Annotated in this window: 23 protein-coding genes and 7 tRNA genes; 18 read left to right on the top strand and 12 right to left on the bottom strand. The window is 40.7% G+C overall.

Annotation, left to right across the window (positions count from 1 at the left end):
* Window positions 1-604: 604 nt before the first annotated feature.
* Together ATS76_RS15720 and ATS76_RS15715 are read right to left on the bottom strand one after the other, a co-directional pair.
* Window positions 605-904 (bottom strand): DUF3301 domain-containing protein, encoded by a 300-nt coding sequence (locus ATS76_RS15720; RefSeq protein ID WP_010557125.1) that lies wholly within the window; start codon window positions 902-904, stop codon window positions 605-607.
* Complete coding sequence (locus ATS76_RS15715) at window positions 905-1933, bottom strand: DUF3549 family protein (protein ID WP_058552827.1); 1029 nt, start codon at window positions 1931-1933, stop codon at window positions 905-907.
* A 105-nt stretch (window positions 1934-2038) separates the two neighbouring features.
* Between ATS76_RS15715 and ATS76_RS15710 the strand changes: the two genes are divergently transcribed.
* The 3 genes from ATS76_RS15710 to ATS76_RS15700 are packed head-to-tail and all read left to right on the top strand — an operon-like array spanning window position 2039 to window position 3565.
* Window positions 2039-2359, top strand: coding sequence for a YqcC family protein (locus tag ATS76_RS15710; RefSeq protein WP_058405649.1), 321 nt, complete (start codon window positions 2039-2041; stop codon window positions 2357-2359).
* Window positions 2352-3116 (top strand): tRNA pseudouridine(65) synthase TruC, encoded by a 765-nt coding sequence (gene truC, locus ATS76_RS15705; protein WP_058552826.1) that lies wholly within the window; start codon window positions 2352-2354, stop codon window positions 3114-3116. The genes ATS76_RS15710 and truC overlap by 8 nt, the downstream gene beginning before the upstream one ends.
* The gene (locus ATS76_RS15700; RefSeq protein WP_058552825.1) at window positions 3116-3565 is read left to right on the top strand and encodes a flavodoxin; all 450 of its coding nucleotides are present in this window, start codon (window positions 3116-3118) and stop codon (window positions 3563-3565) included. The genes truC and ATS76_RS15700 overlap by 1 nt, the downstream gene beginning before the upstream one ends.
* Window positions 3566-3617: 52 nt before the next feature.
* Here ATS76_RS15700 and ATS76_RS15695 read toward each other — a convergent pair whose 3' ends face one another.
* Complete coding sequence (locus tag ATS76_RS15695; protein WP_058552824.1) at window positions 3618-5201, bottom strand: lytic transglycosylase; 1584 nt, start codon at window positions 5199-5201, stop codon at window positions 3618-3620.
* Window positions 5202-5343: 142 nt separating this feature from the next.
* Complete coding sequence (gene gloB, locus ATS76_RS15690; protein ID WP_058552823.1) at window positions 5344-6117, bottom strand: hydroxyacylglutathione hydrolase; 774 nt, start codon at window positions 6115-6117, stop codon at window positions 5344-5346.
* Window positions 6118-6170: 53 nt separating this feature from the next.
* On the opposite strand from gloB, the gene ATS76_RS15685 reads away from it, so the two are divergent.
* A complete protein-coding gene (locus ATS76_RS15685) occupies window positions 6171-6947 on the top strand; it encodes a class I SAM-dependent methyltransferase (protein WP_058405645.1) in 777 nt (258 codons plus the stop codon).
* Between the two features lie 11 nt (window positions 6948-6958).
* Here the strand turns inward: ATS76_RS15685 and rnhA are convergent, their stop codons facing one another.
* Complete coding sequence (rnhA, locus tag ATS76_RS15680) at window positions 6959-7423, bottom strand: ribonuclease HI (protein WP_058405644.1); 465 nt, start codon at window positions 7421-7423, stop codon at window positions 6959-6961.
* Window positions 7424-7491: 68 nt separating this feature from the next.
* Between rnhA and dnaQ the strand changes: the two genes are divergently transcribed.
* The 12 genes from dnaQ to ATS76_RS15620 all read left to right on the top strand — a co-directional run bounded on the left by dnaQ (window position 7492) and on the right by ATS76_RS15620 (window position 13535).
* Window positions 7492-8205: a DNA polymerase III subunit epsilon gene (dnaQ, locus tag ATS76_RS15675; protein WP_058552822.1), complete on the top strand. Its 714-nt coding sequence runs from the start codon at window positions 7492-7494 to the stop codon at window positions 8203-8205.
* A gap of 9 nt (window positions 8206-8214) precedes the next feature.
* Window positions 8215-9585, top strand: a complete 1371-nt coding sequence (locus tag ATS76_RS15670) for a TIGR03503 family protein (RefSeq protein ID WP_058552821.1) — start codon at window positions 8215-8217, stop codon at window positions 9583-9585.
* A gap of 97 nt (window positions 9586-9682) precedes the next feature.
* Window positions 9683-9759, top strand: a tRNA-Asp gene (locus ATS76_RS15665).
* Between the two features lie 27 nt (window positions 9760-9786).
* A tRNA-Asp gene (locus tag ATS76_RS15660) sits at window positions 9787-9863 on the top strand.
* Window positions 9864-9904: 41 nt separating this feature from the next.
* A tRNA-Asp gene (locus ATS76_RS15655) sits at window positions 9905-9981 on the top strand.
* Between the two features lie 31 nt (window positions 9982-10012).
* Window positions 10013-10089: transfer RNA gene (locus ATS76_RS15650), tRNA-Asp, on the top strand.
* A gap of 39 nt (window positions 10090-10128) precedes the next feature.
* Window positions 10129-10205, top strand: a tRNA-Asp gene (locus tag ATS76_RS15645).
* Window positions 10206-10242: 37 nt separating this feature from the next.
* Window positions 10243-10319, top strand: a tRNA-Asp gene (locus tag ATS76_RS15640).
* A 53-nt stretch (window positions 10320-10372) separates the two neighbouring features.
* A tRNA-Asp gene (locus ATS76_RS15635) sits at window positions 10373-10449 on the top strand.
* Window positions 10450-10659: 210 nt separating this feature from the next.
* On the top strand, window positions 10660-11382 hold the full coding sequence (locus ATS76_RS19125; protein WP_082664360.1) for a helix-turn-helix domain-containing protein: 723 nt from the start codon (window positions 10660-10662) through the stop codon (window positions 11380-11382).
* A gap of 450 nt (window positions 11383-11832) precedes the next feature.
* Window positions 11833-12423 carry an ABC transporter ATP-binding protein gene (locus tag ATS76_RS15625; RefSeq protein ID WP_058552820.1) on the top strand — a complete coding sequence of 197 codons (591 nt, stop codon included), beginning with the start codon at window positions 11833-11835 and terminating at the stop codon, window positions 12421-12423.
* Window positions 12420-13535, top strand: a complete 1116-nt coding sequence (locus tag ATS76_RS15620; RefSeq protein ID WP_058552819.1) for a DUF6136 family protein — start codon at window positions 12420-12422, stop codon at window positions 13533-13535. The genes ATS76_RS15625 and ATS76_RS15620 overlap by 4 nt, the downstream gene beginning before the upstream one ends.
* On the opposite strand, the gene fadE is transcribed toward ATS76_RS15620, so the two are convergent.
* A complete protein-coding gene (gene fadE / locus ATS76_RS15615) occupies window positions 13536-15992 on the bottom strand; it encodes an acyl-CoA dehydrogenase FadE (RefSeq protein ID WP_006794046.1) in 2457 nt (818 codons plus the stop codon).
* Between the two features lie 304 nt (window positions 15993-16296).
* On the opposite strand from fadE, the gene ATS76_RS15610 reads away from it, so the two are divergent.
* Entirely contained in the window at window positions 16297-17061 is a 765-nt protein-coding gene (locus ATS76_RS15610) for a class II glutamine amidotransferase (RefSeq protein ID WP_058552818.1), read from the top strand.
* A 28-nt stretch (window positions 17062-17089) separates the two neighbouring features.
* Here ATS76_RS15610 and ATS76_RS15605 read toward each other — a convergent pair whose 3' ends face one another.
* The 5 genes from ATS76_RS15605 to cmoA form a co-directional block, all read right to left on the bottom strand.
* Window positions 17090-17818, bottom strand: coding sequence for a DUF3108 domain-containing protein (locus ATS76_RS15605; protein ID WP_058552817.1), 729 nt, complete (start codon window positions 17816-17818; stop codon window positions 17090-17092).
* Window positions 17819-17834: 16 nt separating this feature from the next.
* On the bottom strand, window positions 17835-18482 hold the full coding sequence (purN, locus tag ATS76_RS15600) for a phosphoribosylglycinamide formyltransferase (RefSeq protein WP_006794043.1): 648 nt from the start codon (window positions 18480-18482) through the stop codon (window positions 17835-17837).
* Entirely contained in the window at window positions 18482-19534 is a 1053-nt protein-coding gene (gene purM / locus ATS76_RS15595) for a phosphoribosylformylglycinamidine cyclo-ligase (RefSeq protein ID WP_058552816.1), read from the bottom strand. The genes purN and purM overlap by 1 nt, the downstream gene beginning before the upstream one ends.
* Window positions 19535-19726: 192 nt before the next feature.
* Window positions 19727-20695, bottom strand: a complete 969-nt coding sequence (cmoB, locus tag ATS76_RS15590) for a tRNA 5-methoxyuridine(34)/uridine 5-oxyacetic acid(34) synthase CmoB (RefSeq protein WP_058552815.1) — start codon at window positions 20693-20695, stop codon at window positions 19727-19729.
* A 13-nt stretch (window positions 20696-20708) separates the two neighbouring features.
* Window positions 20709-21434, bottom strand: a complete 726-nt coding sequence (gene cmoA / locus ATS76_RS15585) for a carboxy-S-adenosyl-L-methionine synthase CmoA (protein ID WP_058552814.1) — start codon at window positions 21432-21434, stop codon at window positions 20709-20711.
* Window positions 21435-21550: 116 nt separating this feature from the next.
* Between cmoA and ATS76_RS15580 the strand changes: the two genes are divergently transcribed.
* Entirely contained in the window at window positions 21551-22237 is a 687-nt protein-coding gene (locus ATS76_RS15580; RefSeq protein ID WP_006794039.1) for a DUF3334 family protein, read from the top strand.
* A 97-nt stretch (window positions 22238-22334) separates the two neighbouring features.
* On the opposite strand, the gene ATS76_RS15575 is transcribed toward ATS76_RS15580, so the two are convergent.
* Complete coding sequence (locus ATS76_RS15575) at window positions 22335-22898, bottom strand: hypothetical protein (RefSeq protein ID WP_058552813.1); 564 nt, start codon at window positions 22896-22898, stop codon at window positions 22335-22337.
* Between the last annotated feature and the right edge of the window lie 175 nt (window positions 22899-23073).

The following is a 23073-nucleotide window of genomic DNA, read 5'->3' as shown; positions in this document are numbered from 1 at the left end:
GGTTTATAAATTTGTTCTTTTTTATGACAAAGAATTATTTTATCTCACATACTACTTCCTCCTCCCGTTTGCTCTAAACTTTACCTTGTCAAGAAGACATAGCTTAACGAATAAGCTACTGCCACGGATAAGGAATAGGCAAAACAGCAGATGCTAGCAGGATGCAAAAAGGACAAGTTAACAAGGACAGCAAGGATGAACGGGAAGTGCAAGATGCACTAAGTGGCAGGAGCTACTTTAGGGATATAAAGGATAAAGCTGCAGGACGCAGCCGCGTATTAGATTGTACGTGAATGCCGGGAAAGCGAAGGGACGCCGCAGGATGCACAAAGTGGCAGGGCGCTACTTTAAAGGATTGACATGGATGATGCTATAGATTTAGCCAAGCGTTAGTTTACGTGGGTTTGCCAAGGTGGCGATGGATATTGCATGATGCAATGTGAGGGTAAACAGGGTTGTTTACTCGTTCAGGGGATGAAAAAACGGATTATAGATAGTGGATATCTAGCAGGAAGCAGTCCAATTGGGGCGTAACTTTAGTTACGCCTTAGTTTTTTGTGCTATACAATTGTAATAATTTTATACATTAAATGCATAAGATCACTCAGATTTTGTGTGGTGGAACGACAACACTTTTTAAAAACTCATTTTCCATAATAAGCATTCCCTGATACGCATTTTCACCGTCACTTGAAAACTCAAATGAAAACTCACTTTTTATTCCTGGTTTACCACTTTTTAGAAAACCAAAACGACGCTTTGTGCAAGCAACACTCATAAGTTGCACATTTAATTGCTCACATTGACGTTTAGCATGAACATTAGCCGCTTCGGCAACTTTTCTATTTAGCCAAAACAAATAAATAACACTACCAATTAATATAAACGTCCATAAACTTGCCATTTAAGAGAATAACCTTCCAATTGCACGAGCGAGGGCTTCGCTTCGATCTTCTTTTCGTAATAAACCTAATAGGTGAGGTCGAATGGTCGGTATTGCAACTAGATCAGCAAAAATACTTGGAAAAAGCGCCTCTATTTTTTGATGTTGTGCACAGTTATCCATAAATATATGCAATCGTTCAGGGTCGTCTAACTGTTTAAAACAACGCCCAGCAATAGTTAAAAGTACGTCCGAGTCGCTTTTAAGCGATGAGTTTAATGTCGCATCAACAAGTTGTGCGCATAGGCCTTGCGCCTTACCTTTAGAGATTGAGCGAAGAGCAGCGGTTAAAGCTACGGTATCATTTTTCTCAATCGCTGTTTGACCGTGCACCAGCAAAAGCTCGCTCAACGTTGGCGGTATTTCTACATGTTCAAGCATTGCGCTAAGTGGTTGCAATACTTCAAGGGGTAAATGCGTCCACGCTTTTTTCAAGTTACTTAAGTTTTGATCGTTATCAAGACGCAGAGCAAAATCAGCAATGCCTTGCAGTGCAACAGTTTGCCAATTATCAAAGCCCAACTTTGCGCTAAAGTATAGCTGCGCGTATTCGTAGTATTGAGAAGCGGGTTGTTTTAGTAACACTTTAACTTGCGCGTTAAATGCAGCCAGTTTATTTGCGTTAGGTGTAAATACATAAGGGTTATTATCAAGCTTCCCCTCTGCTTTTTCACCCGTAATTTCAGTGCCAATTGCTTGAATAACCATATCGGCAAAGTGATCACGACTTGCACTGACTAATTTACTCTGCTCATCAAGCGGAAATTTTAAAAACCACACATAAGGTTCTTTACTCGCTTTGGCATCCCAAAATTGAATTGCAAGCCAAGCATGACCAGCAAGCGGGTAAGGGTAAGGTACTTGAGCTTGTTCAATAGCTAAAAATTGTTGTTTATCGAGTTTAGTAATGTGCCTGCCAATATCAAAAGCCCGCCATTGCGTGCCAGCACCATCTAAAAGTTGGCCTAAGGTTGCTATTTGATCACTCATTGTATTCCCGATTGTTTTTTAACTGCAAATTGGGCCAATTATACGCCATAGCGAGCTGTGTGGGAACAGGGTATAATTGCCGTATAACTTAAAAAGAGGGTGGTTATGTACCAACAAACCCAAGCTTTTTTAGTGCAATTAAAGGCACTATTACAAAAGCATCAACTTTGGCAATCTGAGCCAATTTCAGCAGAAGCACTAAATTCTAGTGTTCCTTTTTGTCACGATTCGATGGCGTTTGAACAGTGGTTGCAGTTTGTGTTTATTGAAAAAATGCAGCATTTAATCACTCATAATCAACCATTACCGCGAAACTTTGCTATTGCCCCCATGGCTCAAATGACCTTGATTAATAAATCAGGGAGTGATGAAATTATAGAGGTGCTGACACAGTTAGATACACTATTAGGAGAACCGCATGAGTGAGCGCCTAGCGCCTACTGAATATGGCGAGCTCGACATTTTGTACCAAGACGAAAACTTTGTTGCCATTAATAAACCGTCAGGGCTATTGGTGCATCGTTCCTTTTTAGATAAACATGAAACTCAATTTGCTATGCAAATGTTGCGCGATCAGTTAGGCCAGCACGTTTTTCCTGTTCACAGGCTTGATAGGCCCACGTCAGGAGTTTTACTTTTTGCACTTAGCTCAGAATCTGCTCGCGATATAAATCAGCTTTTTATTGAGGGCACTATTTCTAAACGATATTTAGCTTTGGTTCGAGGATTTGCCCCTGAGTCGGTTTTTTTAGATAAGCCTTTAAAAGAAGAGCTTGATAAAATTGCCGATAAATTTGCAGATCAAAACAAAGCGCCACAGGAGGCGCAAACTCAGTTTAATTGTTTGTATCAAGCTGCATTGCCCATTCCTATAGGCAAATACCCAACGGTGCGGTATTCATTAGTCGAGTGTTTTCCTAAAACAGGGCGCAAGCATCAGATTCGCCGGCATTTAAAGCATTTATCGTTACCTATAATTGGTGATGTTAATCATGGCGACAATCAACACAACCAATTTTTTAGGGATCACTTTGAATTACGACGCTTAATGCTGTTTGCAACTGAGCTGAGTTTTGTGCACCCTTACACTAACAAACCAATAACGATTAAAGCGCCACTAGGTCATGATATGCTGCAAATTTGTGAGCAACTTGGTTGGCCGAACGAAGAGAAGGATTATTAATGGCACATATTAGTATTTTTGTAGGCACTGTAAATGGTGGTGCTGAACGTTTAAGCGGTGATATAGCAGCCTGTATTGAACAAGCAGATCATAGCGCCACGGTCATCACAGAGGCTTCGCTTGACGATATTAAAAACGCATCAAATATATTAATTGTTACCTCAACCACAGGGCAGGGTGACGTGCCAAGTAACCTAGCTGGCTTATATTATGCGCTTAATAGTAGTTTCCCTATGCTTACAGAGAAGCCTTTTGGTGTTGTTGCTATGGGCGACAGAAGCTATGGTGACACTTTTTGCGGTGCAGGTCGAAGCTTTGACGAATTGTTACGTGATTTACAAGCAAAACCTGTCGGTAACCGTTTAGAAATTGACGCGTGTGAGGATTTTGAGCCTTGGCCAGTTACAGAGCCTTGGCTAAAAGCATGGCTTGAAAAGCTACCAGGTTAATTTTTATTGGTATACAAAAAGGAGCGCATGCGCTCCTTTTTGTTTGCTGTAGTTAACTGCTTCTTACATCCACTTTAAGCTTTAATTTTTGCCCCGGTTGTAAGTACTTTTGACCAGCTAAATTATTCCATTTAATAATCTCGCTTACCGTTAAATTAAACTTAGACGCAATACGCGCAAGTGAATCGCCTCTTCGCACTTTGTACGTAATCGTGCGGTTAGTGCTTTTAGATGCGCTGGCCGTTGTATTTTGAGATTTATACACTGTGAGCTTTTGATTTAAGCGCAGCACTGCATTTTTTTTAAGCTTATTCCACTTTGCCAATTCATCCATTGTGACATCGTATTCGCGGCTAATATCCCATAAGGTATCTCCACTTTTCACGGTGTGAGAAAGCTTAGTGCGTGATGTTTTATTAGCAGCCATACGCATTTGCTTTGGTAAGTGCTCGCTATTTATTGCACCGTCGGTTAACGGCACTAATAGCTCTTGTCCAATGCGTATTGTATTCGAATCGAGCTTGTTCAAAGATCTAATTGCGCTGCTGCTAGTGGTAAATTTTTTAGCAATCACAGACAAGCTATCGCCGCTTTTTACCACGTATCGTTGCCAACGAAGCCTATTTTTAATATCAGTATTGGCAAGTTTTTCAGAAAACTGCTGTGCTTTATCAATGGGTAAAAGCAAAGAGTGCGGGCCATTTGGATCAGTAGCCCAACGATTAAACCCTGGGTTTAACCTGTAAAGCTCGGTTAATGTCATGTCTGCCATTTCGGCAGCAAGAGCAAGGTCTATTTGTGAGCCTACATCAACAACGTCTACCACTTGGGCGTTGATAATAGGTTTCCACGTTACATTAAATTCATCCGAGCGTTTTAATAAGTCAGCCAGTGCCAGTAGCTTTGGTACATAAGCAGTGGTTTCTCTTGGTAAATCTAATGACCAAAAATCGGTAGGCAAATGCTTTTTACGATTTTTTTTAATTGCGCGCATCAAGCGCCCTTCACCGGAGTTATAAGCGGCTATGGCATTGAGCCAATCACCTTCAAGTGTTTTGTGAAGATAAGACAAATAATCTAATGCTGCACGGGTTGATTGCACAATATCTCTGCGACCGTCGTACCACCAGTTTTGTTTTAAATCAAAACGTTCACCTGTTTGTGGCATAAATTGCCAAATACCCGAGGCCGTTCTATGAGAATAGCCAAAGGGATCAAAAGCGCTTTCTACAATAGGGAGGAGCGCAATTTCGATTGGCATCTCACGTTTTTCTACTTCTTCAACAATGAAGTGAAGATAAGGCTCTGCACGCTTTGAAATACGGTCTAAATAACGTTGATGCTTTGCATAATAGTTACGCTCGGCCACAACTGGGCGGTTTTGAGGAACATTAATCGACAATTGGTAACGAATTCGCTCCCATACATCGTCAAACACCGGCGCTTTTAGTTCATCGCTATCTAGTTGTTGATATTGCGCGTTTACCATTAATGCATTGTTAATATCATTTGGGCTCGCACCTTCAAGCTGCTCACTGGCTTGATTTGCTTCTTGGGAGTTTGAGTCTAAGGTGGTCAATGTTTGACAACCACTTAGCGCAAGCGCCAAGGTTATTATAAGAGGAGATTTATTCATAAATACCAATACATCGGGTAAAAAAACTCGGCAAATGTTACCTTTTATAAACTAACATTACCACTTTATGACAATTACAGCACTTAGTCGGACGTGTTCATATATTTCAAGTTATTGATTTTAAATATTAAACGTATATGCGCTAAAAATTATCTTTGAACTTTCTAAGAGCTGCAAAGTTACGCCAAGGTTCATTGTTTTTTGTAACCAAGATATATTCTTCAGGTACTTCTTCTGTAATAGTTGGAATGTCGCTACGCATAAACGGATTTATTTTAAGCTCTTTTCCGATTGTGGTTGGTAAGGAAATTTTATCTTCTTTCCTTAGCTCATCTACTAACTCACTGTGCGCAATTAACGCAGGGTTGCGTGGCTCAACGGCTTTGGCAAAGGCTAAATTTGCTTGTGTGTATTCGTGAGTGCAAAATATTTTACACGCTGCAGGCAGTGCTTTTAACTTGTTAAGAGAATGCCACATTTGTTCACTAGTACCTTCAAATAAACGGCCACAGCCACCACTGAATAAGGTATCACCAGTAAATGCTATGTTGTTATTCACAAAACAAATATGATCCAGTGTGTGCCCTGGGGTGGTTAACACTTTGAAGCTAATACCTAAAACTTCAATATAATCGTCATCAACCAATGGGTGCGTTATGCCTTTAAATGGACTGTTTTTAGGTCCGTATACGTTAACTGTCGGGTTTTGATTTATTAGTTGCGCAACTCCATCGGTATGATCGTAATGGTGGTGGGTAATTAAAATGCCACCCAATGTTAAATTTTGTGCTGCAAGATGCGCTAGCACAGGATCAGCCTGCCCGGGGTCAACTACCCATGCTTGAGGGCTATTTTCAGTGGTTAAACACCAAATATAATTATCTGAAAAGGCTTTAATTGCTTTGACTTGCACCATGTTAAATTGCTCTATAAAGTGACACTTAACGCATAGTATAACGAGCTCATAAAATGAAACCAGCCCTTAGTTTTCAAGAAGGACCCAAACCACTGTCGTGGCAGCAGTTCCCTCACGGGGATTATTTGCAAGCTGATATTGAACGTAAAATGCAATATTGGCTACCACGTATGTTTGGTTACCATATGCTTAAGTTAGGTAATTTAAGCGGTGAGTTAAATACAAGTTTAAGTACCATTAAGCACCAAGTGTGTGTCGCAGAGCCGGGACCTTACACTGGGGTAGTGGCAGACATAGACGAATTGCCTTTTTACGAGCATAGCGTTGATGCGTGTATTTTAAGCCATTGCTTAGAGTACCATTCAGATCCACACCACATTTTACGAGAAGCTCATCGAACACTTATACCTGGCGGCTACGTTTTAATTACAGGGTTTAATCCCTTGAGTTTGTGTGGGCTAGCGCAAATGTTGCCGTTTAGCGGGCAAAAACTACCTTGGACAGGACGATTTTTTACCCCTGCAAGAGTAAAAGATTGGCTAAATTTATTGGGGTTTGAAATTGTAAGTGACGAGCGATTTATTTACTCATCACTAGCGAGGGGGAACAGATTATCACGTTTTGAATTTTGGCGATCATTTGCCAAGCAATATTTAAAACCAATGGGCAGTGTTTATATGCTGGTGGCTCGAAAGCGCGTTGCCCCACTTACACCAATAAAGCCTAAGTGGCATGCTCGACCACAGTTTGTGCCTGTGAAAGGGGCGGGGCTTAGGCAAACCTCCAAGCAGCATTATAAAACGTGCGACCAAAAAAGTGACAACCGCTAGCAGCAAATAAATTAAGGTTGGTAGCCTACATCTTCGAGTAAATCTTTGCTGCCAGCTGCATCGCGAGCTAAATCGTCAACTATTTCGTTGTACTTATGGCCGCTATGACCTTTAACCCACTTCCAATTTACTGTGTGTTGGCTGCAAGCTGCATCTAGGCGCTTCCACAAGTCTACATTTTTAACTGGCTTTTTAGCTGACGTTAACCAGCCACGTTTTTTCCAATTTGAAATCCATGACTCAATACCTTGTTTTACGTATTGACTATCGGTTGTTAGGTTTATAACACAGGCACGGTTAAGTGATTCAAGTGCCACTATAGCCGCGAGCATTTCCATGCGATTGTTTGTGGTGAGCTTATAGCCTTGGCTTAATTTTTTTTCATGGGCGTCATAAATCATAAAAATACCATAACCACCGGGGCCTGGATTACCTAAGCATGAGCCATCGGTGTAAATCTCTACGGTTTTTTGCACTGTTTTACCTTGATCTTATGTACAATAAAGTGATTATAGAAAGATACCAGAGTCAGGCTTAATTCGATATGGCACGTAGACAAATAGTTTTAGATACAGAAACCACCGGCATAGACCCTAAACAAGGGCACCGAATTATAGAAATTGGTTGTGTAGAGTTAGTAAATCGTCGTTTAACAGGTAATAACTTTCATGTTTATATTAATCCGCAACGTAGCATAGAAGAAGAAGCGATTGACGTTCACGGTATTACTAATGAATTTTTACGCGACAAACCGCTTTATCGCGATATTGCACAAGAGTTTTTTGACTATATAAAAGGCGCTGAGCTTGTTATTCATAATGCCCCGTTCGATGTGGGCCACATGGATAATGAATTTGCATTGCTTAATCAAGGCTTTCCAAATACCCATGATTACTGTCAAGTTCTCGACACGCTTAAAATGGCGCGTGATTTGCATCCTGGTCAAAAGAATAACCTAGATGCGTTATGCCGACGTTACGACATAGACAACGCTAAACGGACCTTACACGGCGCGTTACTGGATTCTGAGATTTTAGCTGATGTTTATCTTGCCATGACAGGCGGTCAAACAAAGTTAAACTTAAATCAAAATAAAGATGATGGTAGCGAGCAACAGCAAGGTGGTATAAGACGTTTAACCAGCGAAAGATCGCCATTGGTTGTATTACGCGCCACAGATGAAGAGCAAAGCGCACACGAAGCCAGATTGGATCTTGTAAACAAAGAAGGCGGCCAATGCCTATGGCGCGCTGAATAAGGCCTTATAATGAGAATAATGTATTTTGTAATCGTGTTATGTGCACTAAGCTTGTTACCAAGTAATGCTTACAGCGCAGAGCAAGTTGAAGTATTAAAACGGGATGGCCTGCAAAATGAAATCCCCTTACTCGACAATCGCTTTCGAATTGACAGCCAAATAGACGAAATCACATTACTCTTTTTCAGAAAACCAGGAACACCTGCCGTTATCTTAGTTAGGCCTGATGGCAGTAAGTATTTTGCCACCAACGCAGTTAGAGATACTAATATTGAATGGTTTGACGAGCTTAGCTATGACCTTGTCACTATAAAAAAACCAATGCCAGGTCCGTGGCAAGTTATAGGAAGTATTTCACCAGATAGCAGAATTGTTGTACTGGGTGAAATATCGCTTAAGGCAGAGCCGTTACCCCCCATGCTTTTTAGAGGCGAGACTATAAAAGTAACCGGCCAAATATTAAATGATGGTGAACCCATTAACGCAAATCTATTTAGAGACGTTGTGAGTCTTAATGTTGACTTTGTAAGTACGAATAACGATAGCTTTGCAAACTTTGGCGCAGGTATTCAAGAGGTCGCCGAATTTAAAGACGACGGGCGTGGATTTGATGAACGCCCAAAAGACGGTGTATTTACCGGTGAGTTCAAACTTGTGTTTCCTGAAGGTGAGTGGATACCTGAACTTTACATTTCAACTCCCCTACTGCAACGCAGGGTAGTTCAAAACACCATCATTGTGCATGAACCACCGTTTGGTTTCGATATTGCACTTGCAGATGAAAATATTGATGAACATAAATTAACGATCGCAATAGACAATAAAATAGTTAAACCTGAGACCGTTATTTTTCAGGGTAAGATTTACTACCCAAATAACGAAGAGCAAATGTTTACAATTAACGCTACGCAAAGTGAAACCAGAGAGTTGATAATTAAAAACTATGATTGGGGTCGATACAGTGTAGAACTGTCTGTTTTTGGTACTAACAATAACGGCCGTGAATTTATGGCCACTTTACCAACCTATAAATTTGAAATAGCCCGACCAATAGAAGCAGTGCCAGAAGTTGATCCTGCAACAGTTGTTGCAGCCGAACAAGCCACACCAATTGAGCCTGAAGAAGAAAAAATGGCCACATCCACTATTGTGAGCTTAATAATTGGCTGTAATATTTTAATTATATTACTTGGCTGGTTAGCTATTCGAATATTTGTACAAAAAAAACCGATTAAAATTAAACTATCGTTACCTTTTTTAAATAAAAAGAAACACGCGAATCGAGATGCAGACGACACAGAAAAAAATCAAGTTGACAAAAACGGTTCAAAAAATGACAAATCAGGTGAAATTTTAAACCTTTCGATGTCAGATGACTAAAAAACCTGTAAAAAAACAAAAAAGCCCTTGACGAAGTAGGGGCTGGTTCGTATTATTCACGCCGCTGTCAGGGAGACCTAAACAGCAACGAAAATGCGGAGTGGTAGTTCAGTTGGTTAGAATACCGGCCTGTCACGCCGGGGGTCGCGGGTTCGAGTCCCGTCCACTCCGCCAATTTTCGACAATTTGTAAGTAAAAGCTGGAGTGGTAGTTCAGTTGGTTAGAATACCGGCCTGTCACGCCGGGGGTCGCGGGTTCGAGTCCCGTCCACTCCGCCAACACTTACACAACATATGGTTGTAAAACATATTCTTATTATGGAGTGGTAGTTCAGTTGGTTAGAATACCGGCCTGTCACGCCGGGGGTCGCGGGTTCGAGTCCCGTCCACTCCGCCAATAAGAAAAAATAACAGTTTAAATATACGCTGGAGTGGTAGTTCAGTTGGTTAGAATACCGGCCTGTCACGCCGGGGGTCGCGGGTTCGAGTCCCGTCCACTCCGCCAACTATTTAAACACTGTTATATTACAAAAATTTGTATGCTGGAGTGGTAGTTCAGTTGGTTAGAATACCGGCCTGTCACGCCGGGGGTCGCGGGTTCGAGTCCCGTCCACTCCGCCAACAAATTAAGTAATGACAAGTAAAAAGATATCTCTGCGGAGTGGTAGTTCAGTTGGTTAGAATACCGGCCTGTCACGCCGGGGGTCGCGGGTTCGAGTCCCGTCCACTCCGCCATTTGATATCGTAACAAAATTAGTAAGTGCATTACCCCATGCACATACCACTGCGGAGTGGTAGTTCAGTTGGTTAGAATACCGGCCTGTCACGCCGGGGGTCGCGGGTTCGAGTCCCGTCCACTCCGCCACTTGTTATTTCCTCAATAACAAGGTTATAAGCATAATTTCCTTATTAATAAATCCTAACATAATTTTTTATCAGCTATCAGCTATCAGCTATCAGCTCGATTCTTTTATACTAACCTGCTAATATTCCTTATTATTCTTCATTATTCAGCTTCATATATCTGCATGAATCACCAAGAATCTAACCTCACTTTTAAAATGGAAGCATTAAGATGAGCACATTAGGTCAACAATTAAAGCAGCTACGAAATGATAAAAAACTGAGCCAGCCAGAGTTCGCTCAGCAAGTGGGGATAGAGCAGAGTTATTTATCAAAACTTGAAAACGATAAATCAATTCCCTCGAATGAAATATTTAGATCTTTATTGATAGCATTAGACCTTTCAATTGATGAGTTTATGAAGCCGCTTGTACCGAGCCATGATAAAATAAGACTCATGCAAATACCCGATTTAGAGCTGTGGTTTAAAAGTAAAGCTGTAAAGAGTTCTGCTGCACAGCGTAAAATTATATACCTCGCTATGTTTCTGATTTCTTGTGGCGGTGCATTATTTTATGCAGGACATAAAAACTATCTGTTCAATGAACGCTTTTACGAATACAAATCACTGGGTGTGATCAAAAATGATGAACCTCTAAATATATATACTCATTGGAGGAATTATATTATTGATTCAAACCGCGAGAAAAGAGAGGAAAAAACTCGTGAAATGCTGGCCAGAGGAGTACCCAGTTTTAAGTTAATGGATGAATACATCGGTGAATCATTTGTTGAAGAAGTCGAGAGAGGTAAACGACTTTATAACGCAGATGAACTCTCGCGAACAATAAAACATAAAGGTAATAGTTGGCTTGAATTTATCGGCATATTTTCCGCTGTGTTTGGTTTGGTGCTAGCTATATTTGAACCAAAATTAACACGCCACCCACAGTAAGTCTTTAAGTTAAAAAATATGTCTCAGTTTAGCCCACAGCTTCGTGGGTTCCCGTTATTTTATAAGCATAACCTACACGCTTACCTATCAGGCTAGGAAGAATGTGCCCTTTTGCAATTATACTATTAACCCGATCAGGCGCGAATACATAAAATATTCAAGAGTAATATTAAAACTGCTTTTTAAAACAGTTTTCATTGTCCTGAGGCTAAGCCATAACGCCGCAGATGTAAAAAGTTTATCTTTATAGTGAAGTTGCTAGGGTGGGTCGCTGTTATTGACACAAGCGGTTTCAGAGCTACGTATACTATATCAGTTTTGCTACAAAGGTTTGTCGCTATTAGAAAATGACGCTACTTTATCGTTAGTGTTGTTTTGAGGCTGTTAGAATGGGTTTTGTTTATTATAAAAGTTTATTTATAATATTTCGCTCATTTAAAGGGATATTTTATGATTGAAGTCATTGGCTTAAATAAGCAGTTTTTTAATAATGTAGTTTTCAAAAATTATAACCAGGTTTTTTCAGATCAAAAACTTTGCATAGAAGCACCTAATGGCCGCGGTAAAACTACATTACTTATGATGCTAGCAGGGCTTGATAAACCACAAAGAGGCTCATTTTTATTTGCCGGCAGTACTTTAAGTGAGCCTACAAAAACAGTAGCGATTGCCAGTGACCGTATTACGTTACCTGATTTTTTAACAGCTAAGCAAATTATTGATTTGTCTGTTCGCACAGTCGATTGCCAGTGGCCACATGAATTAGTTAAAGGGTTTAGCTTTACTGAATTTTTAAATACTCGATTTAGTGCCTTGTCTTCGGGCAATCAAAAAAAGTGTCAGCTTATTCTAGCGCTAATGCGAAAGTCACCTTACTTATTTCTTGATGAGCCAAGTGCAGCGCTTGATCAAACGAGCATTGAATATCTCTTAAATTTACTCGATGCTTATTTGATTGATAAGCCGAATGGCCAAATTATTATCACCTGCCATGAGCCGGCAGTATTCATTGAGCATGGCTTTAAGTGCGTTTCGCTATGAGTTTCGCGATCGTAAAAGGCAAACTTGAGCAGTATCGTGCATTTATGAGCTATAGATACTTAGCATACACGTTTGAGCTTAAGCAGCTGCTACTACAGTTAAAAAGTTTTGGTTTGATATTTTTAGTGGTGTTGGGTTCATCCATTTTAGGCTTGGTGCTGTTGCTCTTTTTAGGTTTAGGGAAAATTATAGACACTACAGATGCGCCTTTAAGTGGTGCTCAAATGGCGCTGTTTTATTTGTTATTGCAAAGCGTGATGTTAAGCGCAATGAAACCGGCAATTAAGAATAGCAATCAACGGTTATTTCAGCGCACAATCGCTCGTCCAAACTGGTTAAATTTAGCAGATATAAAATTGCTACTTATTAGCAATGGCTGGCTTATAGCGAGTCTGCTGGTAGCACTTGATTTAACCTTAGTACAGTGGATAAAAGTACCGCACTTTATCGTTTTTATATGCCTTCAGTTAGGTTTAGGCATTGCCTGTTTATACAAACCTAGTGCACTTGTTTATTGGTTTGTTTTAAGTACTTTATTTTTGTTTACTCCTTTTGAGTTATCGCCGCTTATTTATCATCTGGGTTTTGCAATTATCTTTCTTTTAAGCGTATTCATCCCTGTCATTAATATAAATGAAGTGATGAGTGTTCGGTCTTTATTTAGCTTTTGGTTTTGTTACTTCATAAACCATAGTTGGACATTAGTATGGCGTATATCGTTGCTTTTGTGTGTATTTATGGCATCGGCTGCTTTATTAGAAAAGCGTCCAGATCTTGTAAATATTCTAGACACTGTGGCAATTGCTTTTATTGTACTTTTTAGCAGTTCATTACAATTTGATTGCACTAAGGTTCATGAACAATACCGCTTGTTTTTCAAAATGACTCATAAGGCGCGAGCGTTTAATATCAGCCAGTTTATACCCAGTATACTATTGCTTTTAGGAGCCTTTATAACCTATAGCATTACGTTTGAGAGGTTAAACAGTATGTTACTAAGCTTGGGTTTTATGTGGTGTTTATTGCAGGTTTATTTTGCACAAAAAAAACCAGCGCATTATGCGCTGGTTTGGATTATTTCTACCGTTGGGCTGCTTGCTTTACTAAATTAGTTAAGCAGCATCCACTTTTGTAATAACACTATCTCGAGCTGCTTTGCCTGCAAGCAAATCAGCAGGGTCAAAGTCATCTACGTTAATTACGTCTAAACGAGCCTGTTCTACAGCGGCTAACTTATCCGCTTCGGCTTGGCTTAAAATACCCGCTTCAAGACCCATTTGCGCTACTTTATCAAGTTGGAAGAACGGCAGTTTCACACCTTTCTCTTTACATACTCTTTCAAATAAAGGCTCAACTTCTAGCACGTCTTTCAGCGTTTGCTCCTGACGGCCTACAAGGTTAAGTGGCTCATTTGTTAAGTAAACATAACTTGCTAAGCGGTTACGCGTTTCGCTAGGCACTTGTAAGATTTGAGCTAGTTTATGCTCTAACTTATCAGTAGGCTTGCGCACCGGGCGACCAAACGGGAACAATAACACTTTCAATACGCCACGAAGTGGTGCAGAAGGCATGTTGTTAATCAAGTCAGCAAGCGCACGTTGACAATGGTAAAGGTGATCCTGACAGCTCCATTGAACTAGCGCAAAATCTTCTTTCTTACGGCCTTCGTCGTTGTAACGCTTAAGCGTTGCAGATACTAAGTATAGGTAGCTTAATAAATCGCCTAAACGTGCAGAAATACGCTCTTTACGTTTAAGAGAGCCACCAAATACAGCCATGCTTATGTCAGACATAAGCGCAAGTGAAGCACTAAAGCGCGACGCTATGCGGTAAAACTCAGCTGTTTCGTCATGGTAAGGCACACTTGTAAAACGAGCACCTGTAAGGGCAAGCCACTTAGTACGCACTAGGTTTGACATAGTAAAGCCTATGTGACCCATTAGCGCTTTATCAAATACGTTAAGCGCTTCTTCGCGGTCTTCAATTTCGCACGCACCAAGCTCGGTTAGTACAAACGGATGACAGCGAATAGCACCCTGGCCGTAAATAATCATATTACGAGTCAGGATGTTTGCACCTTCAACGGTGATGGCAATAGGTGCACCTTGATAGCCACGACCTAAATAGTTATTTGGACCAAGCATGATCCCTTTACCGCCAAGAACGTCCATTGCATGGATTGTTGCATCGCGCATTTGTTCGGTTAAGTGGTATTTAATAATCGCTGATACAACAGATGGTTTTTCACCTAAGTCAACAGCACCAGTCGACATGCTTACTGCGGCGTCTGAACTGTATGCGTAACCGGCTAGTTTAGCCATTGATTCTTCAACACCTTCCATTTTACCAATTGGCAAACGGAACTGACGACGAATACGGCTGTATGCACCGGTAGCGGTTGCAATCATTTTAATGCCGCCGGCAGAGTTAGACGGCAATGTAATCGCACGGCCTACCGATAAACACTCAACTAGCATGCGCCAGCCTTGGCCAGCCATATCAGGGCCACCAATAATGTAATCAAGAGGTACAAAAATGTCTTTACCGCGAGTAGGACCATTTTGGAATGGTACGTTAAGCGGGAAGTGACGACGACCAATCTCTACTCCAGGAGTATCTGTTGGGATCAACGCACAGGTAATACCTGGCTCTTTCACATCACTTAATAAGCCATCTGGATCTTGTAATTTAAATGCAAGCCCAAGTACCGTTGCCACGGGCGCAAGCGTGATATAGCGCTTATTCCACGTTAGGCTTATACCTACAACTTCTTCACCGTTCCATTGTCCTTTACACACAACACCGTAATCAGGGATTGAACTTGCGTCAGAACCTGCCTCTGGTGATGTTAATGCAAAACATGGAATTTCTTGGCCGCTAGCTAAGCGCGGTAAGTAATGGTCTTTTTGCTCTTTTGTACCATAGTGTTGTAATAATTCACCTGGACCTAATGAGTTTGGTACACCAACAATTGACGAAAGTAATGTTGATTTACTCGTTAGTTTTTGAAGTACACAAGACTGAGCAAACGCAGAAAACTCTAAACCGCCGTATTCTTTTTTAATGATCATGGCAAAGAATTTATTATCTTTGAGGTATTGCCATACATCTTGCGGTAAATCAGTTAGCTCGTGTGTTGCTTCCCAATCGTCTAGCATGCTACATACTACTTCAACAGGGCCGTCTATAAAGGCTTGCTCTTCAATAGTAAGTTTAGGCACAGGGTATTGATGTAGCTTTTTCCAATCTGGGTTACCGCAAAATAAATCAGCTTCCCACCAAGTTGTACCCGCATCGATAGCTGACTTTTCAGTGTCAGACATGCTCGGTGTTACTTTTTTGAATACCGTAAAGATAGGTTTGATGATGTATTGCTGGCGAATACCAGTAACGGAAAGAGGCACTGCGATGATCAAAAAGATCAACCAGCTAATTAAACCAAAAGCACCCGCAAAGGTACCAATTAACAACGTTGCAGCAGAAACACCAAGTGCTGTGTTCCAACTCGCTCTGTGGTAAATCGCAGTGCACAGCAGCACGATTAAACCGAGTGTAAATATGAGTGTCATTTTAATTCCTTAATAGAGGTCAGACCACCTCATTTAGAGTAGCGCTAGTCAGCTCAAGTTTCAAGTAAATTAGCGTGTAAAATTATAGTAAAAAGTCAGAAGTTTTGCTTTACAAAGTACCTTTTAAGGGGACGGGTAGTGCTTTTTGCCATACACATTATGTTTTTTATTAATTCAGAGCGTTAAAAATTTATAATTCAGGTAGCCATAATGATTTTTTTAAGTAAATATGCAACTAATCTAGAAAATTTTTTTTGTAAAATGTACTGCTATATATCCGTACTTTTTAAGGGCTTTTTTATAAATGTGTGAATTACTTGGCATGTCAGCCAATGTACCTACTGATATCTGTTTTAGTTTTTCTGGTCTTTTGGAGCGAGGCGGTAATACAGGTCCGCATAAAGATGGCTGGGGTATTACTTTTTATGAAGGTAAGGGCTGTAGAACATTTAAAGATCCTGAGCCCAGCTATCAATCTGAAATTGCTAAGCTTGTTAAAGCTTATCCTATAAAAAGCGTTTCGGTTATCAGCCATATACGCCAAGGTAATCGAGGTCGGGTATGCCTAGAAAATACTCATCCGTTTACGCGTGAGCTGTGGGGGCGCGAAATAACCTACGCACACAATGGCCAGCTTTCTAATTATCACGATTTAAAACCCGAATATTATCGCCCAGTGGGCAACACCGACAGTGAACTCGCTTTTTGTTGGTTGCTGGATAAAATTCGTGAAAAATACCCAAAGCTACCTTCTAACATGGCGTCAGTATTTAGATACGCAGCAAAGCTTTCGCATACGTTACGTGAAAAAGGTGTATTTAATATGCTGTTGACCGATGGTGTATTTGTTTTAGCGTATTGCACAAATAACTTACATTACATAACGCGCCGTGCGCCATTTGGCAAAGCTACATTAATTGATGCTGATATGGTGGTTGATTTTCAAAAAGAGACAACCCCAAACGATGTGGTCACTGTCATCGCAACAAGGCCGCTCACAAACGATGAACGTTGGAAAAAAATGGAGCCAGGAGAGTTTTCGTTATTTAAAATGGGTGAGCTTATATAGCCCACCTATTTTACAAATAAACTTTCAGTTAATTAGCTTGAAGGTTTTTAGTGTGGTCAACCGTTGCGGTTGGGGCAGTCACAGTAAATGAATTCATTTGAACTTCAAATTGTTCAGTGCCTTTTTCGCCTTTCCACATGCGCACAAGCATATAATCCATTTCGGGCGCAAACCAAGCGAGGGCTTGTCGTTTGTCGGTATCGTATAAGCGTTTAACTTTAATTGCTTCGACGTTACCTATAGGCAGAGAAATCACCTCTGTGCCGACTACTTCAAAGTTATAATCTCGGCGGTTGCCTTTTTTATCCACAAGGGGAAACGAGAAATTTGTTTCACCTTTTTTTAACCCTTCACGAACCTGAACTTGATACGAGATAGCATCCTGAAAATCATCAGTCCACTCGCACTTTAATGGGTACTCACTTGTACTGCTGGTAACAACCTCATTTTTTTTGTCAAAATCAATTTTGTAGTTTTTATCTGGTCCTGTGCCTTTACGCACCATTGAATAATGATCAGGCGAAACTTTGCCATCTTTAAACGTAAATTTTGAGGTTTCTTTACGTGAGTCAGAAAAAATCATCCACTCAATATCACTGTGGTAGGTTAATTCATAACTTTCATTATCAAGCTTTTTCAGAGAACGAACCGCCGTACCATGATTACTGCCTTTACGCAAAATATCATACTTGGCTTCGTATTGAGTCAATTCGCCTGCAATAAGGCTAGTTGGAAGTAAAGCGCCCGCACATAGCATTAGGGCGCTTATTTTTTTATTGTGGGTAGTGCGCGCCGTGTGCAGGAAGTTGTTTTTTGTCAAGAACCGCATAATCTGCTTCCATAGTAAGTCTTTGTTCACTGAACCATTTGACCACCAAAGGATAAATTATATGCTCTTGTTCGTGCACGCGTTTTGCTAATGTGTCTGCTGTATCATCCTTGAGTACAGGTATTTGTGCTTGAAGAATAACCGGACCACCGTCTAATTCTTCAGTTACAAAGTGAACACTTACGCCATGAACATCGTCTTTTGCATCAATTGCTCTTTGGTGGGTATTCAGCCCTTGGTACTTAGGCAACAAAGATGGATGAATGTTCAACATTTTTCCAATATATTTTTGCACTAAGCTAGGTGTAAGAATACGCATAAACCCAGCTAATACAACTAGATTTGGTTCAAAAGAGTCGATAACGTTCATTAACTGCGCATCGTAGGCCTCGCGCGAGTCAAAATCTTTATGACTAAGGACTTGCGTTGCAATGCCTGCATTTTTAGCACGCTCTAGGCCATACGCGTCTGCTTTATTACTAATAACAGCCGCAATATGTCCGTTTATCTCGCCACGTTCACAGGCATCTATAATGGCTTGTAAATTAGAGCCACTGCCTGAAATTAAAACTACTAGACGAGTGGGTGCCATTACTTAGCACCACCTACAATATCTACTTGCTCTTCGCCTGGTGCCGCATCTTGGATTTCGCCAAGGTGCCAAGCGTTTTCACCTAAATCTTTAAGCATAGTTAAGCTTTGCTCAAGTTTTTCGGCAGGAACAACCAAAACCATGCCTACACCACAGTTAAATGTGCGGTACATCTCATGCGTAGTAATATTACCGTTTTCTTGTAACCAGTTAAAAACACTTGGCCACTGCCAGCTATCGCCTTTAACCACTGCCTTAGCAGATGCAGGTAGTACGCGTGGAATGTTTTCCCAAAAGCCACCACCCGTGATATGCGAAAGGGCATGCACGTCAACGTGCTTAAATAACTCAAGTAACGGTTTAACGTAAATACGTGTAGGCTCTAATAAATGCTCGCCTAGTGTTTTACCGTCTATAACTTGATTAGTGTCGGCGTTTGATACTTCAAGTACTTTACGAATTAAAGAAAAACCGTTTGAATGAGGGCCGCTAGATGCAAGCGCAATAAGTTGATCGCCTGCGGCTACTTTAGTGCCATCAATAATTTTAGATTTTTCAACCACACCGGTACAAAAACCTGCCATGTCGTAGTCTTCACCATCATACATACCTGGCATTTCTGCTGTTTCGCCACCAATTAGGGCACAACCTGAAATTTCACACCCTTTACCAATACCGGTTACTACGTCGGCTGCTGTGTCTATGTCTAGTTTACCTGTAGCATAGTAATCTAGAAAAAACAGGGGTTCAGCACCTTGAACAATTAAATCGTTTACACACATAGCAACTAGGTCAATACCTACGGTATCGTGCTTTTTAAGGTCAATTGCCATACGCAATTTAGTACCTACACCATCAGTACCCGCTACTAATACTGGTTGTTTATAACCTTCAGGAATTTCGCACAGTGCGCCAAAACCACCAATTCCGCCCATCACTTCAGGACGACGGGTTTTTTTAACTACGCCTTTAATACGCTCAACAAGTGCATTACCAGCGTCGATATCTACGCCCGCGTCTTTATAGCTAAGAGACTGTTTTTGTTCGCTCACAGGTTTTCCTCAAAATAGTTGTTTTGGGTTGCTTAGAAACGCGCGTATTTTACAACAATTGCATCTGCGCGGCTAGCGTAAATATAGCTTTGAAATAATTAACAAGGACACTTGTCCGCTAGTTGCTGTATTAGTAAACAAAAAAGCGCCCAACGACGCTTTTTAATAATAAAATAAAACTTAATATCGCAATTAGGCTTTAGCTGTAAGTATTGCTCTGAGTGGGGCAGGGTAACCTTCAATGGTTTTACTTGTATCGTTTGGGTCTAAAAAGTCGACTAACGATTCGTTTTCCATCCAATCAGTTTTACGTTGCTCGTCGAGCGTGGTAATTGCGCAATCTTTTATTTGTACATCTTTAAAGCCAACGCGCTCCATCCACAGTTTGAGTGCAGCAGTACTTGGAATAAACCATACATTGCGCATTTTTGCGTAGCGGTCGGTAGGCACGAGTACCGTGTTTTCGTCGCCTTCAATTACTAGCGTTTCAAGCACCAATTCGCCACCCGGGCGAAGCTGGGCTTTCAATTGTGCTAGAAAGTCGATAGGTGAGCGACGGTGATAAAGCACCCCCATCGAAAATACCGTATCAAAGGCTTTAAGTTCTGGTAGGGCTTCAACACCTAGCGGAAGTAAATGTACGTTCTCGTCTGGGTTATAATGTTTAATGGCCTGAAACTGACATAAAAATAAGTCAGACGGATCAATACCCACAACAAACTCAGCGCCTTCTCCGCGCATGCGCCACAAGTGATATCCCGAGCCACAACCAATATCTAACACGGTACGGCCTTTTAACGGCTCAATATGTGGAAGGAGCCTGTCCCATTTCCAATCGCTGCGCCATTCGGTGTTTATTTCAATACCGTGCACACTAAATGGGCCTTTGCGCCAAGGCATCATGCGTTTTAATAAATGTGTAGCTTGCTTTTGCTCGCCTTCGCTCATCTCCCCTAGTGCGCCAATTTCTACTTTAGTGGCGATATCAACGTGAGTTGTTTTTACTACTGGTAAATTTTTAAGTACTTTTTGCCATTTTGGTAAATCACCATGGCTTGCCTCTAGCTGCCAATGTTTTAATTGAGCGGGTAGAGTTTCTAGCCAGTGGCTAAGTGAGCTTTGTGCAATAGCAGCGTAAAATTGATTAAACCATTGAGACATAAATTACTCTTTATTATTTAATTGCTACCATTGAGCAAAAATTAAAACATTGGTACCACACTTGTGTTTGGCTAAAGCCAATATCACTTAACCTGTTAAGGTGCGTGCTGAGTGTATCGGGGCGCATTACGTTTTCTATTGCGGTACGTTTTTGACTTATTTCAAGCTCAGAGTAGCCATTATGACGTTTAAAGTCGTGATGCAAATCAATCAATAAATTATCGCATTGCTCGTTTTCAGCTTTAATTTTTTCGCTTAGTAGTAACACACCGCCAGGCTTTAAATTAGCGTATATTTTTTCAATAACAGCTTGGCGCTGCGCATGAGGGATAAACTGCAGTGTAAAGTTCATTGCCACAACCGATGCATTTTTGATATCAAGCTCGTTAATATCCCCTAAAGTAACGGTTACAGGTACCTCAGATTTAAAACCCTGTAAATGCAGTTTGCAACGCTCAACCATGGCTTGTGAGTTATCTACTGCAATAATATGGCAATTATCGGTGCGAATATTACGGCGCATACTCAGCGTTACTGCACCAAGCGAGCAGCCTAAGTCATACAAGTTAGAATTACTTTGTGCATATTGCCCCGCTAATTTGCCCATAGTGCTAACAATAGTGGCATAGCCAGGCACAGAGCGCTGAATCATATCGGGGAATACTTCAACCACATTTTGGTCAAAGCTAAAATCTTTTACTTGTTGCTCAGAGGCGTAAATACTGTCTTTTATGGTCACGAAGGCAGTCTCTTTAAAAATAATAAGGTTATTTTAACATTTTATGCTGGATAGTCAGTGATAAATTCAGTAGGTTGGCTAGAATTATGAATAATAAGTACAAAAGAGAACGTTAAATGAGCAAAAGTAAAGTTATTAGCACCGACGATATACTAGCAACACTTTGTCACTCAGTGACAGGGGTACTTTCATCAGCAAGTGGTAACGAAATAAGTTACTCAGCCATGGTGCAAAAAATAACACGCACCTGCATGCGACCAGATATTGGTTGCTTTGTATTATTTGATGGCGGATTTACAGGGCTTGTTGTTACCAACTTCACATCGCAAGCAGCAATGGAAATATACGGCGACTACATGCGTAACATGGGTATGCCGGAAGAAGAAATTGCACACAGTCACTTGTCAGACGATGTTTCAAACGTAATGGGCGAGTTAATGAACCAAATTGTAGGCGACTTTACTTCTAAAGTGCGCGAACAACTTCATACCTCTATTACACAAAATCAGCCGAAAATGATGGCAATTAATAAGCAAGTGCAAATTTCGGTCGATACCACAATGGATCGCCCACAAGCGCGCCGCGTAACGTTTACTACCCGCAATCAAAATATTTTCTACTTAGAACTAGCAATGGATAAAACAGAGTTTATAAAACTACACGACTTTGACATTATTGAAGCCATTGACCCAGACGACATTATCGAAAACGAAGCTAAACAAAAAGCTGAAAAAGCACAGGCTAAAAAAGAGCCCGTGCAAGACGATGCTGATGACGACTTTATGGCTGAACTAGGGCTTTAATACCCAAAGTTGTCAGTTTAAAGCTGTCAGAATTGAAAAAGTATTAACAATAAAAGCGCGATTTAGATCGCGTTTTTATTGTGTTGAGAATAAACAGCTAATTATGAAAGTCACATTTATCTCTAAAACGGTATTTGGTGCTGTTGGTAACCAGCTCTTTTGTATTAGCTGCTCTTTCCAGCAAGTCATTGAAATACTTTTCGTTCGAGACTTTATTTCTTGGTGAAACAATATAATTCCCCTGTAATTCTAAAAGAAACTTTATTGAGCTTTCTAGAGTGATTGATTTTTCAACATTTTCGATATAGTTTTTATATATATTTTCAACTTCCTCTAACTGCTTTTTTGACGCCTCAAGCATTCTCTTTTGTTGAGCTAAATATTCAGAACCGAAGTTCGGATAATAGGTTTTTAGTTTCATGTACAGTATATTATGCTGGTTATATATTTCAGTGAGGTTGTCCATTGATTCTGAAAACAGAGATTTAATATTCATTTTTACCTCTACTAACTTTATCCTTTCCTCATGTGCTCTAGATGCTTTTGCATTGGAGAGCATTTTAAAGCTTAGATAGACAGCAAAGACACTGATGATTAAAAAAAGTAATGGTTGTATTTTAATCATAAACTCTAGAAAAAGGCCTAAATCTCTTAAAATCATTTTTAATCCCTTAAATTGTTAAGTAAAGCAAGCAGATCACTTACTTTTATGGATAAACTTGTTTATATTTTCGCTGACCGCTGACCGCTGACCGCTGACCGCTGACCGCTGACCGCTGACCGCTGACCGCTGACCGCTGACCGCTGACCGCTGACCGCTGACCGCTGACCGCTGA

Origin of the sequence: Pseudoalteromonas sp. 10-33, assembly GCF_001469195.1 — a bacterium.
In the GTDB taxonomy this organism is placed as follows: Bacteria; Pseudomonadota; Gammaproteobacteria; order Enterobacterales; family Alteromonadaceae; genus Pseudoalteromonas.
The sequence above is the reverse complement of the archived record's forward strand: the minus strand, read 5'-3'. Positions and strand labels throughout refer to the sequence as shown.